Below are 17,020 nucleotides of genomic sequence, written 5' to 3' on the forward strand. Positions count from 1 at the left end.
CGGAGGGGAGGAGAGGATCGAAATGGGTGTGCGGGTGCTGTCGATCGGCGAGTGCATGATCGAGCTATTCAAAACTAGCTTGGGTTCCTACGCCATCCAATATGGTGGCGATACCTTCAATACGGCCGTTTATCTCGCACGCGAGGGGGTCAAAACGGGCTATGCGACGGCCCTTGGCGGGGATGACCCGTTCAGCGGGGCGATCGTCTCTCTCGCTCAGGTGGAAGGTCTTTCCGTAGATGCCGTCCTGCGTGTGCCGGAGCGGCTTCCGGGCCTTTACGCGATCGAAACTGATTCGGACGGTGAGCGGCGGTTCTTCTATTGGCGGCAGAATGCGCCGGCCCGTCAGCTCTTCGAGCTCGAGGAGAGTTCGCGTATCGAAGCGGCAATGGAGGCGGCGGAATGGATCTATTTCTCCGGGATCACGCTCGGCATCTATTCCGACGCGGGGCTCGAACGTTTTGAAGCGGCGCTCAAACGCGCGCGGCAGGCGGGGACGAAAATCGCTTTCGACAGCAATTATCGTCCGGCCTTGTGGGCAGGCGATATCGAGCGGGCTCGCTCCGTCTTCCGCCGCTTCCTGCCGCTTGCCACGCTGCTTCTGCCGTCGTGCGACGATGAAAGGCTGTTGTGGGAACTCGATACCGATGATGACGTCATGGCCGCCCTGCAGGATTTCGGGGCAGAGGAGATCGTCCTGAAGCGTGGCGACGCGGGCGTGCTCGTGCGCCATGACGGTGGTGAGGTCGAGGTTCCGATCGGCGAGAAGGTCGTTCCCGTCGATACGACGGCGGCGGGCGACAGCTTCAATGCGGCCTATCTCGCCGCCCGTCTGCAGGGGACCGAACCCGAAGTTGCCGTTGCACGGGGACAGGCCCTGGCGCGTCGCGTCATCATGGTGCGCGGGGCGCTCATTCCGCGAGAGGAGGCCTGACGGCTGACGCCGTCAGGGGGCTGGAGGCGACCTCAGCCGATCGTCTGCAAGGAAGGGAAGGTCTCCAGGAGCCAATAAGACAGGCTCGCCATATCTCCGGTCAGGAAGAGAATGCCGGTCAGGACGAGGAGACCGCCCATCGCCTTTTCCACCGTCGCCATGTGGCGGCGGAAGCCGGAGGCCCAGCGCAAGAAGGGGCCGGCGAAGAGCGCCGCAATCAGGAACGGCAAGCCCATACCCATGCCATAGATGAAGAGAAGGAGCGCCCCTTCGGGGGCGGAGCCCTCGCGTCCGGCAAGGGCGAGGATGGTGCCGAGAGCCGGGCCGACGCAGGGCGTCCAGCCAAAGGCGAAGGCGAGGCCGATCAGATAGGCGCCGAAGAGCCCCGGTGGCTTCTCCCGCACCTGGAAACGCGCCTCGCGATAGAGGAAACCGAAGCGGAGAAGCCCCAGAAAATGCAGGCCGAAGCCGATGATCACGACGCCTGCCACGATCGCCAGCCAGTCCTTGTATTCCGCCAGGAGCCGGCCGATGCCGGAGGCCGTCATGCCCAACAGCACGAAGACCGTCGTGAAGCCCAGCACGAAGGCCAGGGCGGCGGTGAAGACCTTGCGCGTCAGGCCGGAAGGAACGTCCCCCTGACCTGAAAGCTCATCAAGAGACACGCCGGCGATAAAGCACAGCGAGGCCGGAACGATCGGAAGAACGCAAGGCGAGACGAAAGATAAGAGGCCGCCGATAAAGGCGCCGACCCAGGTGATGTCGAGCACGGTCTGTCCTCTGGGATGCGAAGGTTGCGCCCTGCGCATTCAGCGCTTGGGCAAAGTTTGAAGTTCCTCTACATATGGCTCGGATGGCGATAAAAAGAGATTCAAGAGAACGTTATGGTACCGCGCTGCGATGTCGCGGGCGAAGCGACCATAGCGCGCGACCTCATCGCTGACGAGAGCTGGCCAGGACCCCAATGCCTCTTGCAAGAACGCTGACAGAGACCGACGAGCCCGAACTGCCGAGCCTTGCCGAAAAGGCGGCCGCGGCGAGCGCCTTCCTGAAGGCGCTGTCGCATGAGAGCCGTCTGATGATCTTGTGTCATCTGGCCGACGGCGAAAAATCGGTGACGGAGCTGGAAACGCTCCTGGCGCTGCGCCAACCGACGGTGTCGCAACAGCTTGCGCGTCTGCGCCTGGAAGGGCTGGTGGCGACCCGCCGCGAGGGAAAGACGATCTTTTACAGCCTCGCCTCCGGGCGAGCCCGACGGCTCATCGACGTCATCTACGACATGTTCTGTGGCGAAGATGAAGGCTCCGCGTTGCCGGAGAGGAGCCGGCGGAGCTCTTCCACCAGCTCCTGAAAAGGCTGGCTGGTCCGGTAATCCGGCCGGCGTGGGCGCGCTGCGGTGTTTTTCACCTCACCGATGATGCGGCCTGGTCTCGGCGAGAAGACGGCGATGCGGTCCGCCAGAAACGCCGCCTCATACAGGGAATGCGTGACGAAAAGCACGGTGAACTGCTGCTCTGCCTGCAGCGCCATGAGCTCGTCGCCGAGGCGAAAACGGGTCATCTCGTCGAGCGCCGCAAACGGTTCGTCGAGAAGCAGAAGGTTCGGCTTCGTCACCAGCGCGCGTGCGAGCGAGGCGCGCATCGCCATGCCGCCGGAGAGCTGGCGCGGCAATGCCTCGGCAAAATCGGCGAGGCCGACATTCGCCAGCGCGGCTTTCGCATCTGCGTCGGCCGATTTTCGCGGCTGTTTGCGCAAGGTGAGCGGCAGGCGGACATTCGCAAGGACACTTGCCCAGGGCATCAAGGTCGGCGTCTGAAAGACGTAGCCGATCTCGGCGGGCCGATCGGATGCAGCACGCTCGACAGTGATGCGGCCCTCGCTCAACGGCTCCAGGCCCGCCGCAACCCGCAAAAACGTGGTCTTGCCGCAGCCGGACGGGCCGAGAAGCGCGACGAATTCCCCGGGCTCGACCTCGAGAGACACGGCTTCCAGTGTGCTGAGGCCGTCGGCAAAGGTCTTGCTCACGCTCTTGGCCGCGATACGTGCACCGGGAGATCCGGAGTTCGTGCCACTTATCATGCCCGCACCAGAGGGGCTCCCTTGACCGAGACTGGGGAATGTGGCGGAACGCTGGGACAAGTTGTCGCTTCTTTCTTCTCTGCAGGCTGTCTTCATGACCTACCGCGTCATCCCGGTCGAGCCCTTCGATTATATCGTCTTCGGAGGAACGGGCGATCTCGCCCGCCGCAAACTCCTTCCTGCCCTTTATCACCGCATGCGTGATGGCCAGATTCCCGCCGAAGGGCGGATCATCGCGGCCTCCCGCCGCAAGATGAGCGACGATGATTATCGCGCCATGACGGAAGAGGCGCTGACGGAGTTCGTACCGGAAGGCGAGCGCTCGCGCGAAACGCTCGACGCTTTTCTCGGAATGCTCTCATACCGTTCGCTCGATGCCTTGTCGGACGACGGCTGGGACGCGCTGCGCGATGAGCTCGATCGCGATAAAGAGCGTGTGCGCGCCTTCTATCTCGCGGTCGCTCCGAACCTCTTCGACGATCTGTGTCAGCGTTTCGCCCAGCACGGGCTGGTGACGCCCAATTCGCGGGTCGTTATCGAAAAGCCGGTCGGGCGCGATCTCGCCTCTGCGGTCAAGGTCAACGATGCCGTCGCTCAGGCCTTTCACGAGAGCCAAGTCTTCCGCATCGATCATTATCTCGGCAAGGAGACGGTGCAGAACCTGATGGCTCTGCGCTTCGCCAACACGCTTTTCGAGCCTCTGTGGAACTCTGCCCATATCGATCATGTGCAGATCACGGTGGCCGAATCGATCGGGGTCGGCTCGCGCGGCGATTATTACGACACGTCCGGCGCGCTCCGCGACATGGTGCAGAACCATATGATCCAGCTTCTGTGCCTCGTCGCGATGGAGCCGCCCGATTCTTTCGATGCCAATTCGCTCCGCGACGAGAAGCTCAAGGTTCTCCGAGCGCTGAAGCCGATCGATGCCACGAATTACGACCGCCTGACGGTGCGCGGCCAGTACCGCGCCGGTGCTGCGGAAGGCGGCGCGGTTCCCTCCTATGCGGAGGAGATCGGCGACAAGCGCAGCCGCACGGAAACGTTTGCGGCGTTGAAGGTCGAGGTCGCCAACTGGCGTTGGGCCGGCGTGCCCTTCTATCTGAGGACCGGCAAGCGGCTCGCCGACCGGGTCTCGGAGATCGTCATCACCTTCCGGGCGATCCCACACTCCATCTTTCCCAAGGATTCCGGCGTCATTTCGCAGAACCGGCTCGTCCTGCGCCTGCAGCCGGACGAAGGCGTGAAGCAGTGGATCATGATCAAGGATCCGGGCCCGGGCGGCATGCGTCTCAATTACGTGCCGCTCGATATGAGCTTCGCAGAATCCTTCCAGGAGCGTTATCCCGATGCGTATGAGCGGCTGCTCCTGGACGTCATTCGCGGCAACCAGACGCTGTTCATGCGGCGCGATGAGGTGGAGGCCGCCTGGGCGTGGACCGATCCGATCCATAATGCCTGGGACGAGGACGGCAGTCCGCCCGTGCCCTACACGGCGGGCACCTGGGGACCGTCGGCTGCCATCGCCCTTATCGAGCGTGACGGCCGCACCTGGCATGAGGATACCGATTGATGGTGCATAACTGGCACAATTTCGAGGACCGGGACGCACTCGCCGAAAGTCTTGCCGACCTCACGGAGCGCACCCTTGCCGCAGGTATTGCCAAGAACGGCGTGGCGAGCCTGGCACTCTCCGGCGGCTCCACGCCTAAGCTCTTTTTCGAGGTCCTGTCGCAGCGTCCGCTCGCTTGGGAGAAAGTCTTCGTTACGCTCGTCGATGAGCGCTGGGTGCCGGTAGAGCACGAGCGGTCCAACGCACGGCTCGTGGCCGAGCATTTCGGCAAAGGCCCGGCCAAAGCCGCCCGCTTCATTCCGCTTTATACGGGAGCAGACACGCCGGAGGATGGCGTGGGTGCGGCGACGCTTGCGACCGAAGCATTGCCGGAAACCTTCGACGTCGTCGTCATGGGCATGGGATCGGACGGCCACACCGCCTCCTGGTTCCCGGGCGGGGACAATCTCGCCGCGGCCATCGATCCGGCACAGGAGCTGCCGCTCCTGCCGATGCGTGCGGAGGCAGCGGGCGAGCCACGCATCACCTTCACTCTGCCCCGGCTTCTCAGCGTCAAGACCTTGATCCTGCATATCGAAGGCGAGGAGAAACGCGCCGTCCTCGACAAAGCGCGCCTTGACGGCGACATCGAAGAGATGCCGATCCGCGCTATCTTGAGACAGGACCGGGTCCCCACCGAAATCTTCTATGCGCCGTAAGGCGAAGGAGTTCTTATGTCAGTTCGCTCCGAAATCGCAGCCGTGACGGAACGCGTCGCGGCGCGCTCGGCCTCAACGCGTCAGGCGTATCTCGATCGCATCCACAAAGCCCGCGATGCGGGTCCGCGCCGTCAGACCCTGTCGTGCGGCAACCTCGCCCATGGCTTCGCCGCCTGCGCTGCATCCGACAAGGCGGCGCTCGCCGGCGATACGACGCCCAATCTCGCGATCGTCACGGCCTACAACGACATGCTCTCGGCGCATCAGCCTTACGAGCGTTTTCCCGACGTGATCCGCAAGGCGGCGCACGAGGCGGGCGGTGTGGCACAGGTCGCGGGCGGCGTGCCGGCGATGTGCGATGGCGTCACTCAGGGACAGACGGGCATGGATCTGTCGCTCTTCTCGCGCGACGTCATCGCCATGGCGGCCGGGATCGCGCTGTCGCACAACATGTTCGATGCCGCCGTCTTTCTCGGCATTTGCGACAAGATCGTTCCCGGCTTGACGATCGCGGCGCTGTCCTTCGGGCATCTGCCGGCGGTTTTCGTGCCGGCAGGGCCGATGCCGTCGGGTCTTCCCAACGACGAAAAGGCACGCATCCGCCAGCTCTACGCCGAAGGCAAGATCGGGCGCGCGGAGCTCCTGGAGTCGGAATCGAAATCCTACCATGGACCCGGCACCTGCACCTTCTACGGCACGGCCAATTCCAACCAGATGCTGATGGAGATCATGGGCCTGCACCTGCCCGGAGCCTCCTTCGTCAATCCGAACACGCCGCTGCGGGACGCGCTGACGCGCGCGGCAGCGAAGCGGGCGCTCGCCATCACCGCTCTCGGCAACGACTACACCCCGGTCGGCGAGATCATCGACGAGAAGGCGATCGTCAACGGCATCGTCGGCCTGCACGCGACCGGCGGCTCGACCAATCACACGCTGCATCTCGTGGCGATCGCACAGGCCGCCGGAATCGTCGTCAATTGGGAGGATTTCGCCGCGCTTTCGGAGGTCGTTCCGCTCGTCACGCGCATTTATCCGAACGGTCTTGCCGACGTGAACCATTTCCACGCGGCCGGAGGCATGGGCTATCTGATCGGCACGCTCCTCGATGAAGGCTTTCTGCACGAGGATGTGCGCACGGTCGCCGGCGGTGGCCTTTCGCAATATCGCCGCGAGGCGGTGCTCGACGCCGAGGGCGAGGCCACCTGGCGCGAGGCGCCGGAGACGAGCCACGACGAGAATGTTTTGCGCTCCGCTGCCAATCCCTTCCAGGCGACGGGCGGCTTGAAGCTTCTCACTGGCAATCTCGGCCGCGCCGTGATCAAGGTTTCCGCCGTCAAGCCGGAGCGGCATATCGTCGAGGCGCCTGCGATCGTGTTTCATTCGCAGGAGGATCTCCTTGCGGCCTTCAAGGCGGGTGAGCTCGATCGCGATTTCGTTGCTGTCGTGCGCTTCCAAGGGCCGAAGGCGAATGGCATGCCGGAGCTGCATAAGCTTACGCCGCAACTCGGTGTGCTGCAGGACCGCGGTTTCAAAGTGGCCCTCGTCACCGATGGGCGCATGTCCGGCGCTTCCGGCAAGGTGCCTGCCGCCATCCATGTCACACCGGAGGCCGTCTCTGGCGGTCCGATCGCAAAGCTCAGAACCGGTGATGTCGTCCGTGTCGATGCGACGGCCGGCACACTCTCGGCCCTTGTCGACGAGGCGGAATGGTCGGCGCGGGAGGCTGAGACGGGCGATCTCTCCGGCAACCAGTTCGGCATGGGGCGCGAACTCTTCGCCGCCTTCCGCACCATGGCGGGCGATGCCGAAGAGGGGGCAGGTGTCATCCGACCTGCCGCCGTCACCGAGGCCGCTTGACGCGCAAAAGAGGGGGCGTGCGCAGAGGTCGCGCTCGCCTTCTTGGAGGAAGTCCTAGATAGGCGAAGATCGTGGGTATCACGCCCGCGGGGGGCTGGGCGAATTCAGGAAAGAAGACCAGAGACGATGCATCACAAGACCGAAGAACTCGAAAGCCTTCTCGGCGCACAGCCCGTCGTTCCCGTTCTCATTCTGGACGATGCGGAGGTTGCCGTGCCGCTCGCGCGCGCTCTTCACGCCGGCGGTATTTCCACGATCGAGATTACGCTCAGGACTGAAGCCGCTTTCGAGGCCGTGCGGCGTATCGTGGAGGAGGTCGAAGAGGTCGCGGTCGGTGTCGGCACCGTTCTCGCCCCCGACCATCTGAAGCGTGCGGAACGATCCGGCGCGCGTTTTTGGGTGTCGCCCGGCATGAGCCCGCAGCTTCTGGAAGCGGCGCGTCATTGCGTGCTGCCGGGCCTGCCGGGTTCTGCGACGCCGTCGGAGGCGATGGCACTGGTGGAAGCCGGCTACCATCACCAGAAATTCTTCCCCGCCGAGGCGGCCGGCGGCGCCGCCTACCTCAAATCCCTCGTCTCGCCGCTCGGAGAGATCCGTTTCTGCCCGACGGGCGGCATCAATCCCGGCAATGCCGGCGATTATCTCGCGCTTCCCAATGTCGCCTGCGTGGGCGGTTCCTGGCTCGCGCCGAAGGAGGCGATTGCCGCCGGCGATTGGGCGAAGATCGAAAGCCTCGCCCGAGAGGCCGTCAACCTGCGCAAGCCATGAACTCTCGCCGCTTTTGAAGATCCCCACGAAAGATCCCCCAGGAGGAATGACACGATGAAGCCTGCCGCCCGGACAGCGCTTGATGCCCTGAAGGTGCATGAAAGCAGTCTTGCCGCGCGCCATCTGCGCGAGCTTTTCCAGGAGGATCCGGGCCGGTTTGAGCGCTTTTCGGCGAGCCTTGGCGATCTCACGCTCGATTATTCGAAGAACCGCATCACCGCGGAGACCTTCGATCTTCTGATCGCGCTCGCCCAGGCTGCGGAAGTGGAGGCTCTGCGGCATGCCATGTTCACCGGCGAGGCCATCAACCTCACCGAAAAGCGGGCCGTGCTGCACACCGCCCTGCGGGCGCCGGAATCGGCTGCCGTCGAGGTGAATGGCGTCGATGTCATGCTCGGCGTGCATGACGTTCTGGAGCGTGTGGGCGAATTCGCCGAAGGGGTGCGCTCGGGCAAGATTACGGGTGCGAACGGCAAGGCTTTCACCGATGTCGTCAATATCGGCATCGGCGGTTCCGATCTTGGTCCCGCGATGGCGGTGGCGGCCCTCACGCCCTTCCGCGATGGCGGGCCGCGCGTGCATTTCGTCTCCAATGTCGACGGGGCGCATATCCACGACACGCTCGCCGAACTCGATCCGGAGCGTACGCTCTTTCTGATCGCGTCGAAGACGTTCACGACGCTCGAGACGATGACCAACGCCGCCTCGGCGCGCGATTGGATCGTGGAGCGGCTTGGAGAGGAGGCGGTTTCGGCGCATTTCGCCGCCCTTTCCACCAACCTCAAGAAGGTCGGCGAATTCGGCATCGACGAAGAGCGCGTCTTCGGCTTCTGGGACTGGGTCGGCGGGCGCTATTCCGTCTGGTCGGCGATCGGCCTGCCGCTGGCGATCTCGATCGGCTTCAAGAACTTCAAGCGCTTTCTCGCCGGGGCGCGGCAGATGGACGAGCATTTCCGCACGGCGCCGCTCGCCGAGAACCTCCCCGTCATCATGGGGCTCATCGGGATCTACCACCGCAATGTCTGCGCCTATCCGACCCAGGCGGTGATCCCCTACGACCAGCGGCTCAGCCGTTTCGCCGCGCATCTGCAGCAGCTCGATATGGAATCGAACGGCAAGCGGGTGACGCGCGAAGGCAAGGCGGTCGATTACCAGACCGGGCCGGTGGTCTGGGGCGAGCCGGGCACCAACGGTCAGCACGCCTTCTTCCAGCTCATCCACCAGGGGACCGAGGTCGTGCCCGTCGATTTCCTGATTGCGGCGGAACCCAACGAAGCGATGGGCGACCATCATGCCAAGCTCCTCGCCAATTGCCTGGCGCAGGCGCAGGCGCTGGCCTTCGGCCGCACCGAGGACGAGGTGCGCGCGGAGCTTTCATCCCAGAAGATGGCGCCGGCGGAAATCGACCGGCTCTCCCCGCACAAGGTGTTTCCGGGCAACCGGCCGTCGAACACGCTCATCTACAAGCGTCTCGATCCGCACACGCTCGGTATGCTGATTGCGCTTTACGAGCACCGGGTCTTCGTGATGGGCGCGATCTGGGACATCAATTCCTTCGATCAGTGGGGTGTGGAGCTCGGCAAGGCGCTCGCCTCCAACCTCCTGCCGGTCATCCGCGACGGAGCGACAACGGACGGTCTCGATTCCTCCACCGCCGGCCTCGTGGAGCGCTATCGGGCGCTGTCGCGGTAAGTCCTCATCCAGGAAAGGCCCGCCTCCACCGTCGTGCGGGGGCGGTATTCGGCGCCGATGGCGCCCCGATAGCCCAGACGCTCGATCTCCGGCAAAAGCCAGGAATAGGCGACTTCACCCTCGTCGGGCTCGTTGCGTCCCGGCACGCCGGCGATCTGGACGTGGCCGATCTTCGGCATCAGCGCCGCGATGCGGCGGGCGAGGTCGCCTTCCATGATCTGGGCGTGATAGCAGTCGAACTGGAGCTTCAGATTGTCGGCCGCCACCATGTCGATGATGCGTGCCGCCTCCGCGCTCGATGACAGGAAGTAGCCCGGTACGTCGCGCGCGTTGATCGGCTCGATCAGAATGGTCAGGCCGTGCTGCGCCGCCCGACCTGCGGCATAGGAGAGGGCGTTCACAAAAGCTTCCTTGCAGCGGCGGACAGGCGTCTCGTCGTCGGCAATGCCGGCCATCACATGCACGGAGGTGCCGTCGAGATCGACGGCCCATTCGATCGCCTCATCGATCGCGGCGAGGGCTTCCTTCTCCCGCCCGGGGAGCGCGGAAAGCCCGAATTCGCCGTCCTTACCGGTTCGCGTATTGAGGCCGAGAAGCGGCAGGCCGGTTTCGTGCAGCGCTTGTTTCAGCGGTTCGCGTGACGCGTCATAAGGGAACTGAAACTCAACCGCGTCGAAGCCTGACTTTTTTGCTGCGACGATTCGCTCCTCCAGCGGCCGGTCCGTCCATAAAAATCCGAGATTGGCAGAGAGCTTGAGCATTTCACTTTTATCTTCAGCTATTTCCGTCGAAAAGAGCAGTCCACTTTTCGGCTGGCAAGTGGCCAAATGGCTTCCGCGATTGACGCGCCTTCCTTCGCTCTCTAGAGCCGGTTCAGGGATGGTTGCCCGTCGAAGGGCTGAAAACGATCTCGGGCGCGGCTGACCCCTACCGGGAGCCAAAACCGGGGCCGTCCAGCGCCACAGCTCCGCTGTGGGCGGGTCATCCGTTCGTTTTTGTGAAGGCCCGCCGTGACGCAGTCCTGCTTCCTCCCTGCTTTTGCGCCCATGCGCGGTCGCCTCGCCACCCGAAAATCGGAGGATTGAACGCGTGTCGGAAAAACTCGGATTGATGATTTGCGGCCATGGCAGCCGCAACAAAGCGGCGGTCGACGAATTCGCCCGTCTTGCAACGGAAGCGCGCAAGCTCTTCCCGCAATGGCCGGTCGAATACGGTTACCTGGAATTCGCCGAACCGGTTCTGCGCACCGGCCTCGATAAGCTGGTGGATCTCGGTTGCACGCGCATCCTCGCCGTTCCCGGCATGCTGTTTGCCGCTGGTCACGCCAAGAACGACATTCCCTCCGTCCTCAACACCTATCAGGCCGAACGCGGCGTTCCGATCGATTATGGCCGCGATCTCGGTATCGATCCGCGCATGATCCGCGCTGCCTCCGACCGTATCTCAGAGGCGCTCGCCGCTTCGCCCTCCGATGTGCCGCTGCATGAGACACTTCTCGTCGTCGTCGGCCGGGGCGCCTCCGATCCCGACGCCAATTCCAACGTCTGCAAGATCACCCGCATGCTGTGGGAAGGCTTCGGCTTCGGCTGGGCGGAGACGGCCTATTCGGGCGTCACGTTCCCGCTCGTCGAGCCGGGCCTCGAACATGCGGCCAAGCTCGGCTACCGGCGCATCATCGTCTTCCCGTACTTCCTCTTCACCGGCGTTCTGGTGAGCCGCATCTACATGGCGACGGACGCGGTGGCCGAGCGCCATCCGGAGATCGAATTCCTCAAGGCGGGCTATCTCAACGATCACCCGCAGGTGATCGCGACCATGGCCGACCGGGTCAATGAGATCCTGAATGGCGCCAATCTGATGAACTGTCAGATGTGCAAGTACCGGGAGCAGATCCTAGGCTTCGAAGCGGAGATCGGTCTGCCTCAGGAAAGCCACCACCATCATGTGGAAGGCGTCGGCGCCGCCTGCGATCTGTGCAACGACGATGGCAGCTGCAACGGCCGCTGTCAGGACGAGCCGCACACGCACGGACATGGGCATGATCACGACCATGGGCATCACCATCACGGCCACGGGCATGATCATGACCACGGACATTCCCACGATCACGATCATCCGCATGCCGGGCACGATCACGGGCACAGCCACGATCACGACCATGGTCATGGCCATGACCACCATCATCATCCGTATCCGCATGCCGATCACCCGCTCGGCCCGCGTTCGATGAAGCGGCACTGAGCGAACATGGACTATCTGCGCGACGGCGCCGAAATCACCCGCCGCTCCTTTGCGATCATCGAAGCGGAATGCGAGTTGTCTGGGGTCCCTGTCGACCTCAGGCCGCTCGCCAAACGCGTCGTGCATTCCGGTGGGATGCCCGATCTTGTCGCCGATCTCGCATGGTCGGAGGGGGCGGGTGCCGCGGGGCGTGCGGCTCTTCTGGCCGGTGCACCGATCCTTTGCGATGTGGCCATGGTCGCTGCGGGAATTGCCCGGCGGCATCTGCCCGCCGGCAACCCCATCGAAGCGGCGGTTGCGCAGCCCGATGCGGCGCGGCTTGCCGGCGAGCTTCAAACGACCCGGACAGCCGCGGGCTTTTCGGCTCTTGGCGAACGGCTTTCGGGTGCCATCGCGGTCATCGGCAACGCGCCGACGGCTCTCTTCCACCTTCTGGAACTTGCCGAAGACCCCGATTTGCGCCCGGCCTTCGTCATCGGTTTCCCGGTCGGTTTCGTCGGTGCGGCGGAATCCAAGGAGGCGCTGATCGCCAACCCTCTCGGCTTGCCTTTCGTGGCGCTCAGGGGTCGGCGTGGCGGATCGGCGATGGCGGCTGCGGCGCTTAACGCGCTCATGATCGGTGAGGAGGCCGCATGAAACCCTGGCTTTTCGTCATCGGCATCGGTGAGGATGGTCTTTCTGGTCTTTCCGCCGCCGCTCAGCGGCTGGTCGACGACGCCGAAATTCTCATCGGCGGCGAGCGCCATCTCGCCATGCTGCCCGAGGACGAGCGGGAAAAACTCGCCTGGCCCAGCCCTTTAAGTGAACTCGTGAGTCGTCTGACTGAGTATCGCGGGCGGCGGGTCGTGGTGCTTGCGAGCGGTGATCCGATGCATTTCGGGATCGGTGCGACGCTTGCCCGCTCCATCCCGCCCGAAGAGATGCTCATCATCCCGGGTCTGTCGGCTTTCGCGCTCGCGGCCTCAAGGCTCGCCTGGCCGTTGGAGCGCGTCGAGATGGTGACGCTGCATGGCCGACCGATCGGTCGGCTGGCGCTGTCCGTCTATCCCGGTGCGAAGCTCCTCATTCTCTCGCATGACGGCACGACGCCCGCTGCCGTTGCCGCCTATCTGACGGCGCGCGGTTTCGGCGACAGCCGCATGGTGGCGCTTGCCCATATGGGCGGGCCGAAAGAGACCGGCATCAAAGGTCGGGCGCGTGACTGGTCGGCGGAGACCGCCGATTTCCACACGCTTGCGGTCGAATGCATCGCCGGGCCTGGCGCCCGCTTCATGCCGCGCTCCGGCGGATTGCCGGATGATGCGTTCACACACGACGGCAAGATGACGAAGCGGGAAGTGCGCGCGGCCGCGATCGCGCGGCTTGCCCCGTTCCCGGGCGCTCTTCTCTGGGATATCGGCGCGGGTGCCGGATCGGTCGCCATCGAGTTCATGCGTGCGGCGCATCATGCGCGTGCGATCGCGCTCGAGCCGCGGCTGGAGCGACGGGCCATGGCGGCGAAGAACGCCTTGGAACTCGGCGTGCCGGAGCTCGACATTCGCGAGGGCGAGGCGCCGGAGGCGCTTGCGGACTGGCCTGCGCCCGATGCCGTCTTCGTGGGCGGTGGCGTGCGGCCGGAAACACTTGCACTGGCGCGCCGGGCCTTGAAGCCCGGCGGCCGGCTCGTCGTGCATGCGGTGACGCTTGAAAGCGAAGCCGTCCTTCTCGCCGAGCATCAAAGCTCAGGGGGTGAGCTTACACGCCTTGCGGTCTCGCATGCGGAGGCGATCGGCCCGTATCACGGCTGGCGACCTGCGATGCCCGTCACGCAATGGGCGTGGGTTAAGGGGAGCGTTGGCGAAACCAGAATGGATGACGGAGGTCTGCTCCCGGAATGAGTGGCAAACTTTATGGCATTGGTGTCGGGCCCGGAGATCCGGAGCTCATCACCTTGAAGGCGGCGCGCATCATCGAAAGCGCCGAGGTGATCGCCTATCCCGCCCCCGATCCCGGCGAGAGCTTTGCACGAGCGATCGCGGCAAAGCACATTGCAGGCGATGCACGCGAGATCGTCATCCGCATTGCGATGCGCGCCGGACATGTCCCGAGCGAGCCTTATGACCGCGCCGCGGAAGAGATCGCGGCCGAGCTCGAAGACGGTCGGGACGTGATTGTGCTGTGCGAAGGCGATCCGTTCTTCTACGGCACCTTCATGTATCTGCACGACCGGCTGTGCCCGCGCTTCGGCTGCGAGATCGTGCCGGGCGTTTCTTCGCTCACCGCCGTTGCGGCGGCCGCGAGCCGGCCCCTGACACGGCGCACGGGCACGCTCAATGTCTTTCCGGCGACGCTCGACCCGGCGATCCTCAAGGCGCGCCTCGGTGAAAGCGAAGCGGCGGCGATCCTGAAAGTCGGCCGTCATCTGCCGCAGCTCAAGGAGCTCATCGCCGATCTCGGGCGGCTCGACGAAGCCGTCTACGTCTCGCATGCGAGCCTGCCGCAGCAAAAAGTGGTGCCGCTTGCCGAGCTCGAAGCCGACGAGGCGCCTTATTTCTCGATGATCCTGATTGCGAAGGTTGAACGATGACGCCCGTCTTTCTCGCTTTGACCGAACGGGGCCTTGTGACCGCGAACAGGTTGCGGGAAGCGATCGGGGGCGACGTCCATGCCCTGAAGAAGGCCGTGGAAAGCGGTGCTGCTCCCGCCAATTGTGTCTTCGAGGATACGGGGGCGCATTGCCGGATGCTGTTCCAGGCCGGTCGGCCGATCGTCGGTATCTGTGCGGCCGGTATCCTGGTGCGCGTCCTTTCCCCGCTTCTCTCCGATAAGCGCAGCGAGCCCGCCGTCCTCGCTCTTTCCGAGGATGGTCGCACCGTGGTGCCGCTTCTCGGCGGCCACCACGGCGCCAACGGTCTGGCGCGGCAGATTGCGGCCAAACTCTCGGGCTTCGCCGCTATCACCACGGCCGGCGATACCCGCTTCGGCATCGCGCTCGACGAGCCCCCGCACGGCTTTGCGCTCGCCAATCCGGAAGACGCCAAGGATGTGATGTCGGCGTTTCTCGCTGGTGCGACGGTGGAGCTTGAAGGCGATCTACCTTGGATCGAGGAGAGTGCCCTGCCGCGCGGAGCCGACAGCTCCGTAAAACTCGTCGCCACGACCGAAGACCGCAAGGGCGATGCGCAGACGCTCGTCTATCACCCGAAGGCGCTTGCAATCGGAGTCGGCTGCGAGCGAGGCGCCGACACGGAAGAGGTGATGACCCTCGTCCAGGAAACGCTCTCAGAAGCCGGGCTCTCTCTGCATTCGGTCGCCTGCATCGTCTCGCTTGATCTGAAGGCCGACGAGACGGCGATCCTGGAAACCGCCAAGACGCTCGGCGTGCCGGCGCGCTTCTTCACCGCTGCGCGCCTCGAGGAAGAAACACCGCGCCTCGACAATCCTTCGGAGGCGGTCTTCCGCGAAGTCGGCACGCATGGGGTCGCCGAAGCGGCAGCCCTCGCCGCCGTCGGCCCCGAGGGGCTTCTCGTGGTCGCCAAGAAGAAGAGCGCGCGTGCCACCTGCGCCATCGCCGAGGCACCAGCGCCGATCGAGGCGGCGTCTGTCGGGCGCGCCCGCGGCAAGCTCGCGGTCGTCGGTATCGGGCCGGGTGACGCGGAATGGCGGACGCCACAGGCGGACGCGCTCATCGCCGGTGCCGATACGGTCATCGGCTATTCCTACTATCTTGACCTCATCGGCCCTCATATCACCGATAAGGTCCGCATCGATTCGCCGCTCGGCGAAGAGCGGGACCGTTGCCAGAAGGCGCTCGAACTCGCGGCCGAAGGCCGCTCGGTGGCCCTCATCTGCTCCGGCGATCCGGGCATCTATGCGATGGCCACGCTCGTTTGCGAAGTCTTGGAAGGTGCTGATCCCGCGTCTGCGGTGAAGCGTGTCGAGCTCGTCGTGGCGCCGGGCATTTCAGCCTTCCAGGCTGCGGCCTCGCGCCTCGGTGCGCCGATGGGCCACGATTTCTGCCTCATCTCGTTGTCCGATCTTCTGACGCCGTGGGAGACCATCCGCTCGCGTGTCGAGGCAGCGGCGCAAGGCGATTTCGTCGTCGCCTTTTACAATCCGGTGTCGCAGCGCCGGCGGCATCAGCTTGCCGATTCCCGCGAGATCTTTCTCGCCCATCGTCCGGCGGAGACGCCGGTGGTGATTGCCCGTCTTCTCGGGCGGGAGGGCGAGCGCTTGCACTTCACCACCCTTGGCGAATTGTCCGTCGACGACGTCGACATGATGAGCCTCGTCGTCGTCGGATCGTCGACGAGCCGAACCTTCACAGCAGGCGGACGCGAATTCCTTTTCACGCCGCGCGACTACCACCGCAAAGTTCAGGCCCCCGAAAAGGAGACGACAGCGTGACCAGTCTCGACAAAAATCCCACCGGCAAGGTGCATTTCATCGGTGCGGGGCCAGGCGCACCTGACCTCATCACCGTGCGCGGGCTGAAGCTCATCGAAAGCTGCCCGGTCTGTCTTTATGCGGGCTCTCTCGTTCCGGAAGCGGTCGTGGCGGCCGCGCCGAAGGATGCGCTCGTGCGCGATACGGCGCCGATGGCGCTCGACGAGATCCTCGCCGTGATGGAAGAGGCTTGCCGCAAGGGCCAGGACGTTGCCCGCGTTCATTCCGGCGACCCCTCGCTTTACGGGGCGATCGCCGAACAGATCCGGCGGCTGAAAGAGCTCGGCATCGCCTATGACGTGACGCCTGGGGTTCCCGCCTTTGCGGCCGCTGCGGCAGCTCTCGGACAGGAGCTCACCATCCCCGAGGTGAGCCAGTCGGTCGTCATCACGCGGACCGCCATGCAATCGTCGAAGATGCCGGAGGGGGAAAGTCTTGTTGCCTTCGCCAAGACCGGTGCGACTTTGGCGGTGCATCTTTCGGTGCGCAATCTTCTCGCGATCGAGCGTGATCTGACGCCGGTCGTCGGTGCGGATTGCCCCGTCATCGTCGCGTATCGCGTCGGCTGGCCGGATGAGGATTTCATCCGCACCGATCTCGCCAATGTGCGTGAGAAAGTGCGCGAGAAGAAGCTCACCCGCACCGCGCTCATCTTCATCGGCCGGGCGCTCGATGCGGACGAATTCCGCGACAGTGCGCTTTACGACGCGTCGCATTCCCACATCCTTCGCGCCGCCACGCGCGAAGCTTGAG

At 64.4% G+C, this 17,020-nt stretch carries 16 protein-coding genes; 13 read left to right on the forward strand and 3 right to left on the reverse strand.

Translation table 11 applies throughout. The annotated features are described in order from the left end of the window. Positions 1–22 precede the first annotated feature (22 nt). Positions 23–934, forward strand: a complete 912-nt coding sequence (locus L0F51_RS15780) for a sugar kinase (RefSeq protein ID WP_234630111.1) — start codon at positions 23–25, stop codon at positions 932–934. 32 nt (positions 935–966) lie between these two features. Here the strand turns inward: L0F51_RS15780 and L0F51_RS15785 are convergent, their stop codons facing one another. Continuing rightward, positions 967–1,704 carry a cytochrome c biogenesis CcdA family protein gene (locus tag L0F51_RS15785; protein ID WP_234630112.1) on the reverse strand — a complete coding sequence of 246 codons (738 nt, stop codon included), beginning with the start codon at positions 1,702–1,704 and terminating at the stop codon, positions 967–969. A gap of 194 nt (positions 1,705–1,898) precedes the next feature. Between L0F51_RS15785 and L0F51_RS15790 the strand changes: the two genes are divergently transcribed. Then, positions 1,899–2,285, forward strand: coding sequence for a helix-turn-helix transcriptional regulator (locus tag L0F51_RS15790; protein WP_234630113.1), 387 nt, complete (start codon positions 1,899–1,901; stop codon positions 2,283–2,285). On the opposite strand, the gene L0F51_RS15795 is transcribed toward L0F51_RS15790, so the two are convergent. Further along, entirely contained in the window at positions 2,207–2,959 is a 753-nt protein-coding gene (locus tag L0F51_RS15795; protein WP_234630114.1) for an ABC transporter ATP-binding protein, read from the reverse strand. The genes L0F51_RS15790 and L0F51_RS15795 overlap by 79 nt on opposite strands. 148 nt (positions 2,960–3,107) lie before the next feature. Here L0F51_RS15795 and zwf point away from each other — a divergent pair, with 148 nt between their 5' ends. From zwf to pgi, 5 genes are all read left to right on the forward strand, one after another. Further along, positions 3,108–4,586 (forward strand): glucose-6-phosphate dehydrogenase, encoded by a 1,479-nt coding sequence (zwf, locus tag L0F51_RS15800; RefSeq protein ID WP_234630115.1) that lies wholly within the window; start codon positions 3,108–3,110, stop codon positions 4,584–4,586. Beyond that, the gene (gene pgl / locus L0F51_RS15805; protein WP_234630116.1) at positions 4,586–5,284 is read left to right on the forward strand and encodes a 6-phosphogluconolactonase; all 699 of its coding nucleotides are present in this window, start codon (positions 4,586–4,588) and stop codon (positions 5,282–5,284) included. Before zwf ends, pgl begins: the two co-directional genes overlap by 1 nt. A gap of 15 nt (positions 5,285–5,299) precedes the next feature. Further along, a complete protein-coding gene (gene edd, locus L0F51_RS15810; RefSeq protein WP_234630117.1) occupies positions 5,300–7,141 on the forward strand; it encodes a phosphogluconate dehydratase in 1,842 nt (613 codons plus the stop codon). Between the two features lie 126 nt (positions 7,142–7,267). Then, positions 7,268–7,909, forward strand: a complete 642-nt coding sequence (eda, locus tag L0F51_RS15815) for a bifunctional 4-hydroxy-2-oxoglutarate aldolase/2-dehydro-3-deoxy-phosphogluconate aldolase (RefSeq protein WP_234630118.1) — start codon at positions 7,268–7,270, stop codon at positions 7,907–7,909. A 54-nt stretch (positions 7,910–7,963) separates the two neighbouring features. After that, complete coding sequence (gene pgi / locus L0F51_RS15820) at positions 7,964–9,601, forward strand: glucose-6-phosphate isomerase (protein ID WP_234630119.1); 1,638 nt, start codon at positions 7,964–7,966, stop codon at positions 9,599–9,601. Here the strand turns inward: pgi and L0F51_RS15825 are convergent. Next, entirely contained in the window at positions 9,580–10,362 is a 783-nt protein-coding gene (locus L0F51_RS15825; RefSeq protein ID WP_234630120.1) for a hydroxypyruvate isomerase family protein, read from the reverse strand. The genes pgi and L0F51_RS15825 overlap by 22 nt on opposite strands. Positions 10,363–10,711: 349 nt before the next feature. Between L0F51_RS15825 and L0F51_RS15830 the strand changes: the two genes are divergently transcribed. From L0F51_RS15830 to cobM, 6 genes are read left to right on the forward strand one after another with little or no spacing between them, the layout of a single operon-like run. Beyond that, positions 10,712–11,842: a sirohydrochlorin chelatase gene (locus L0F51_RS15830; protein ID WP_234630386.1), complete on the forward strand. Its 1,131-nt coding sequence runs from the start codon at positions 10,712–10,714 to the stop codon at positions 11,840–11,842. A 6-nt stretch (positions 11,843–11,848) separates the two neighbouring features. Then, positions 11,849–12,478, forward strand: coding sequence for a precorrin-8X methylmutase (locus tag L0F51_RS15835; RefSeq protein ID WP_234630121.1), 630 nt, complete (start codon positions 11,849–11,851; stop codon positions 12,476–12,478). After that, a complete protein-coding gene (cbiE, locus tag L0F51_RS15840; protein WP_234630122.1) occupies positions 12,475–13,719 on the forward strand; it encodes a precorrin-6y C5,15-methyltransferase (decarboxylating) subunit CbiE in 1,245 nt (414 codons plus the stop codon). The genes L0F51_RS15835 and cbiE overlap by 4 nt, the downstream gene beginning before the upstream one ends. Continuing rightward, positions 13,716–14,408, forward strand: coding sequence for a precorrin-2 C(20)-methyltransferase (gene cobI / locus L0F51_RS15845; protein WP_234630123.1), 693 nt, complete (start codon positions 13,716–13,718; stop codon positions 14,406–14,408). The genes cbiE and cobI overlap by 4 nt, the downstream gene beginning before the upstream one ends. Continuing rightward, positions 14,405–16,228 (forward strand): precorrin-3B C(17)-methyltransferase, encoded by a 1,824-nt coding sequence (cobJ, locus tag L0F51_RS15850; RefSeq protein WP_234630124.1) that lies wholly within the window; start codon positions 14,405–14,407, stop codon positions 16,226–16,228. The genes cobI and cobJ overlap by 4 nt, the downstream gene beginning before the upstream one ends. Then, positions 16,225–17,019: a precorrin-4 C(11)-methyltransferase gene (gene cobM, locus L0F51_RS15855; RefSeq protein ID WP_234630125.1), complete on the forward strand. Its 795-nt coding sequence runs from the start codon at positions 16,225–16,227 to the stop codon at positions 17,017–17,019. Before cobJ ends, cobM begins: the two co-directional genes overlap by 4 nt. Position 17,020 lies beyond the last annotated feature (1 nt).

It is taken from the genome of Afifella sp. H1R, assembly GCF_021462425.1.
Classification (GTDB): Bacteria; Pseudomonadota; Alphaproteobacteria; order Rhizobiales; family Afifellaceae; genus Afifella; species Afifella aestuarii.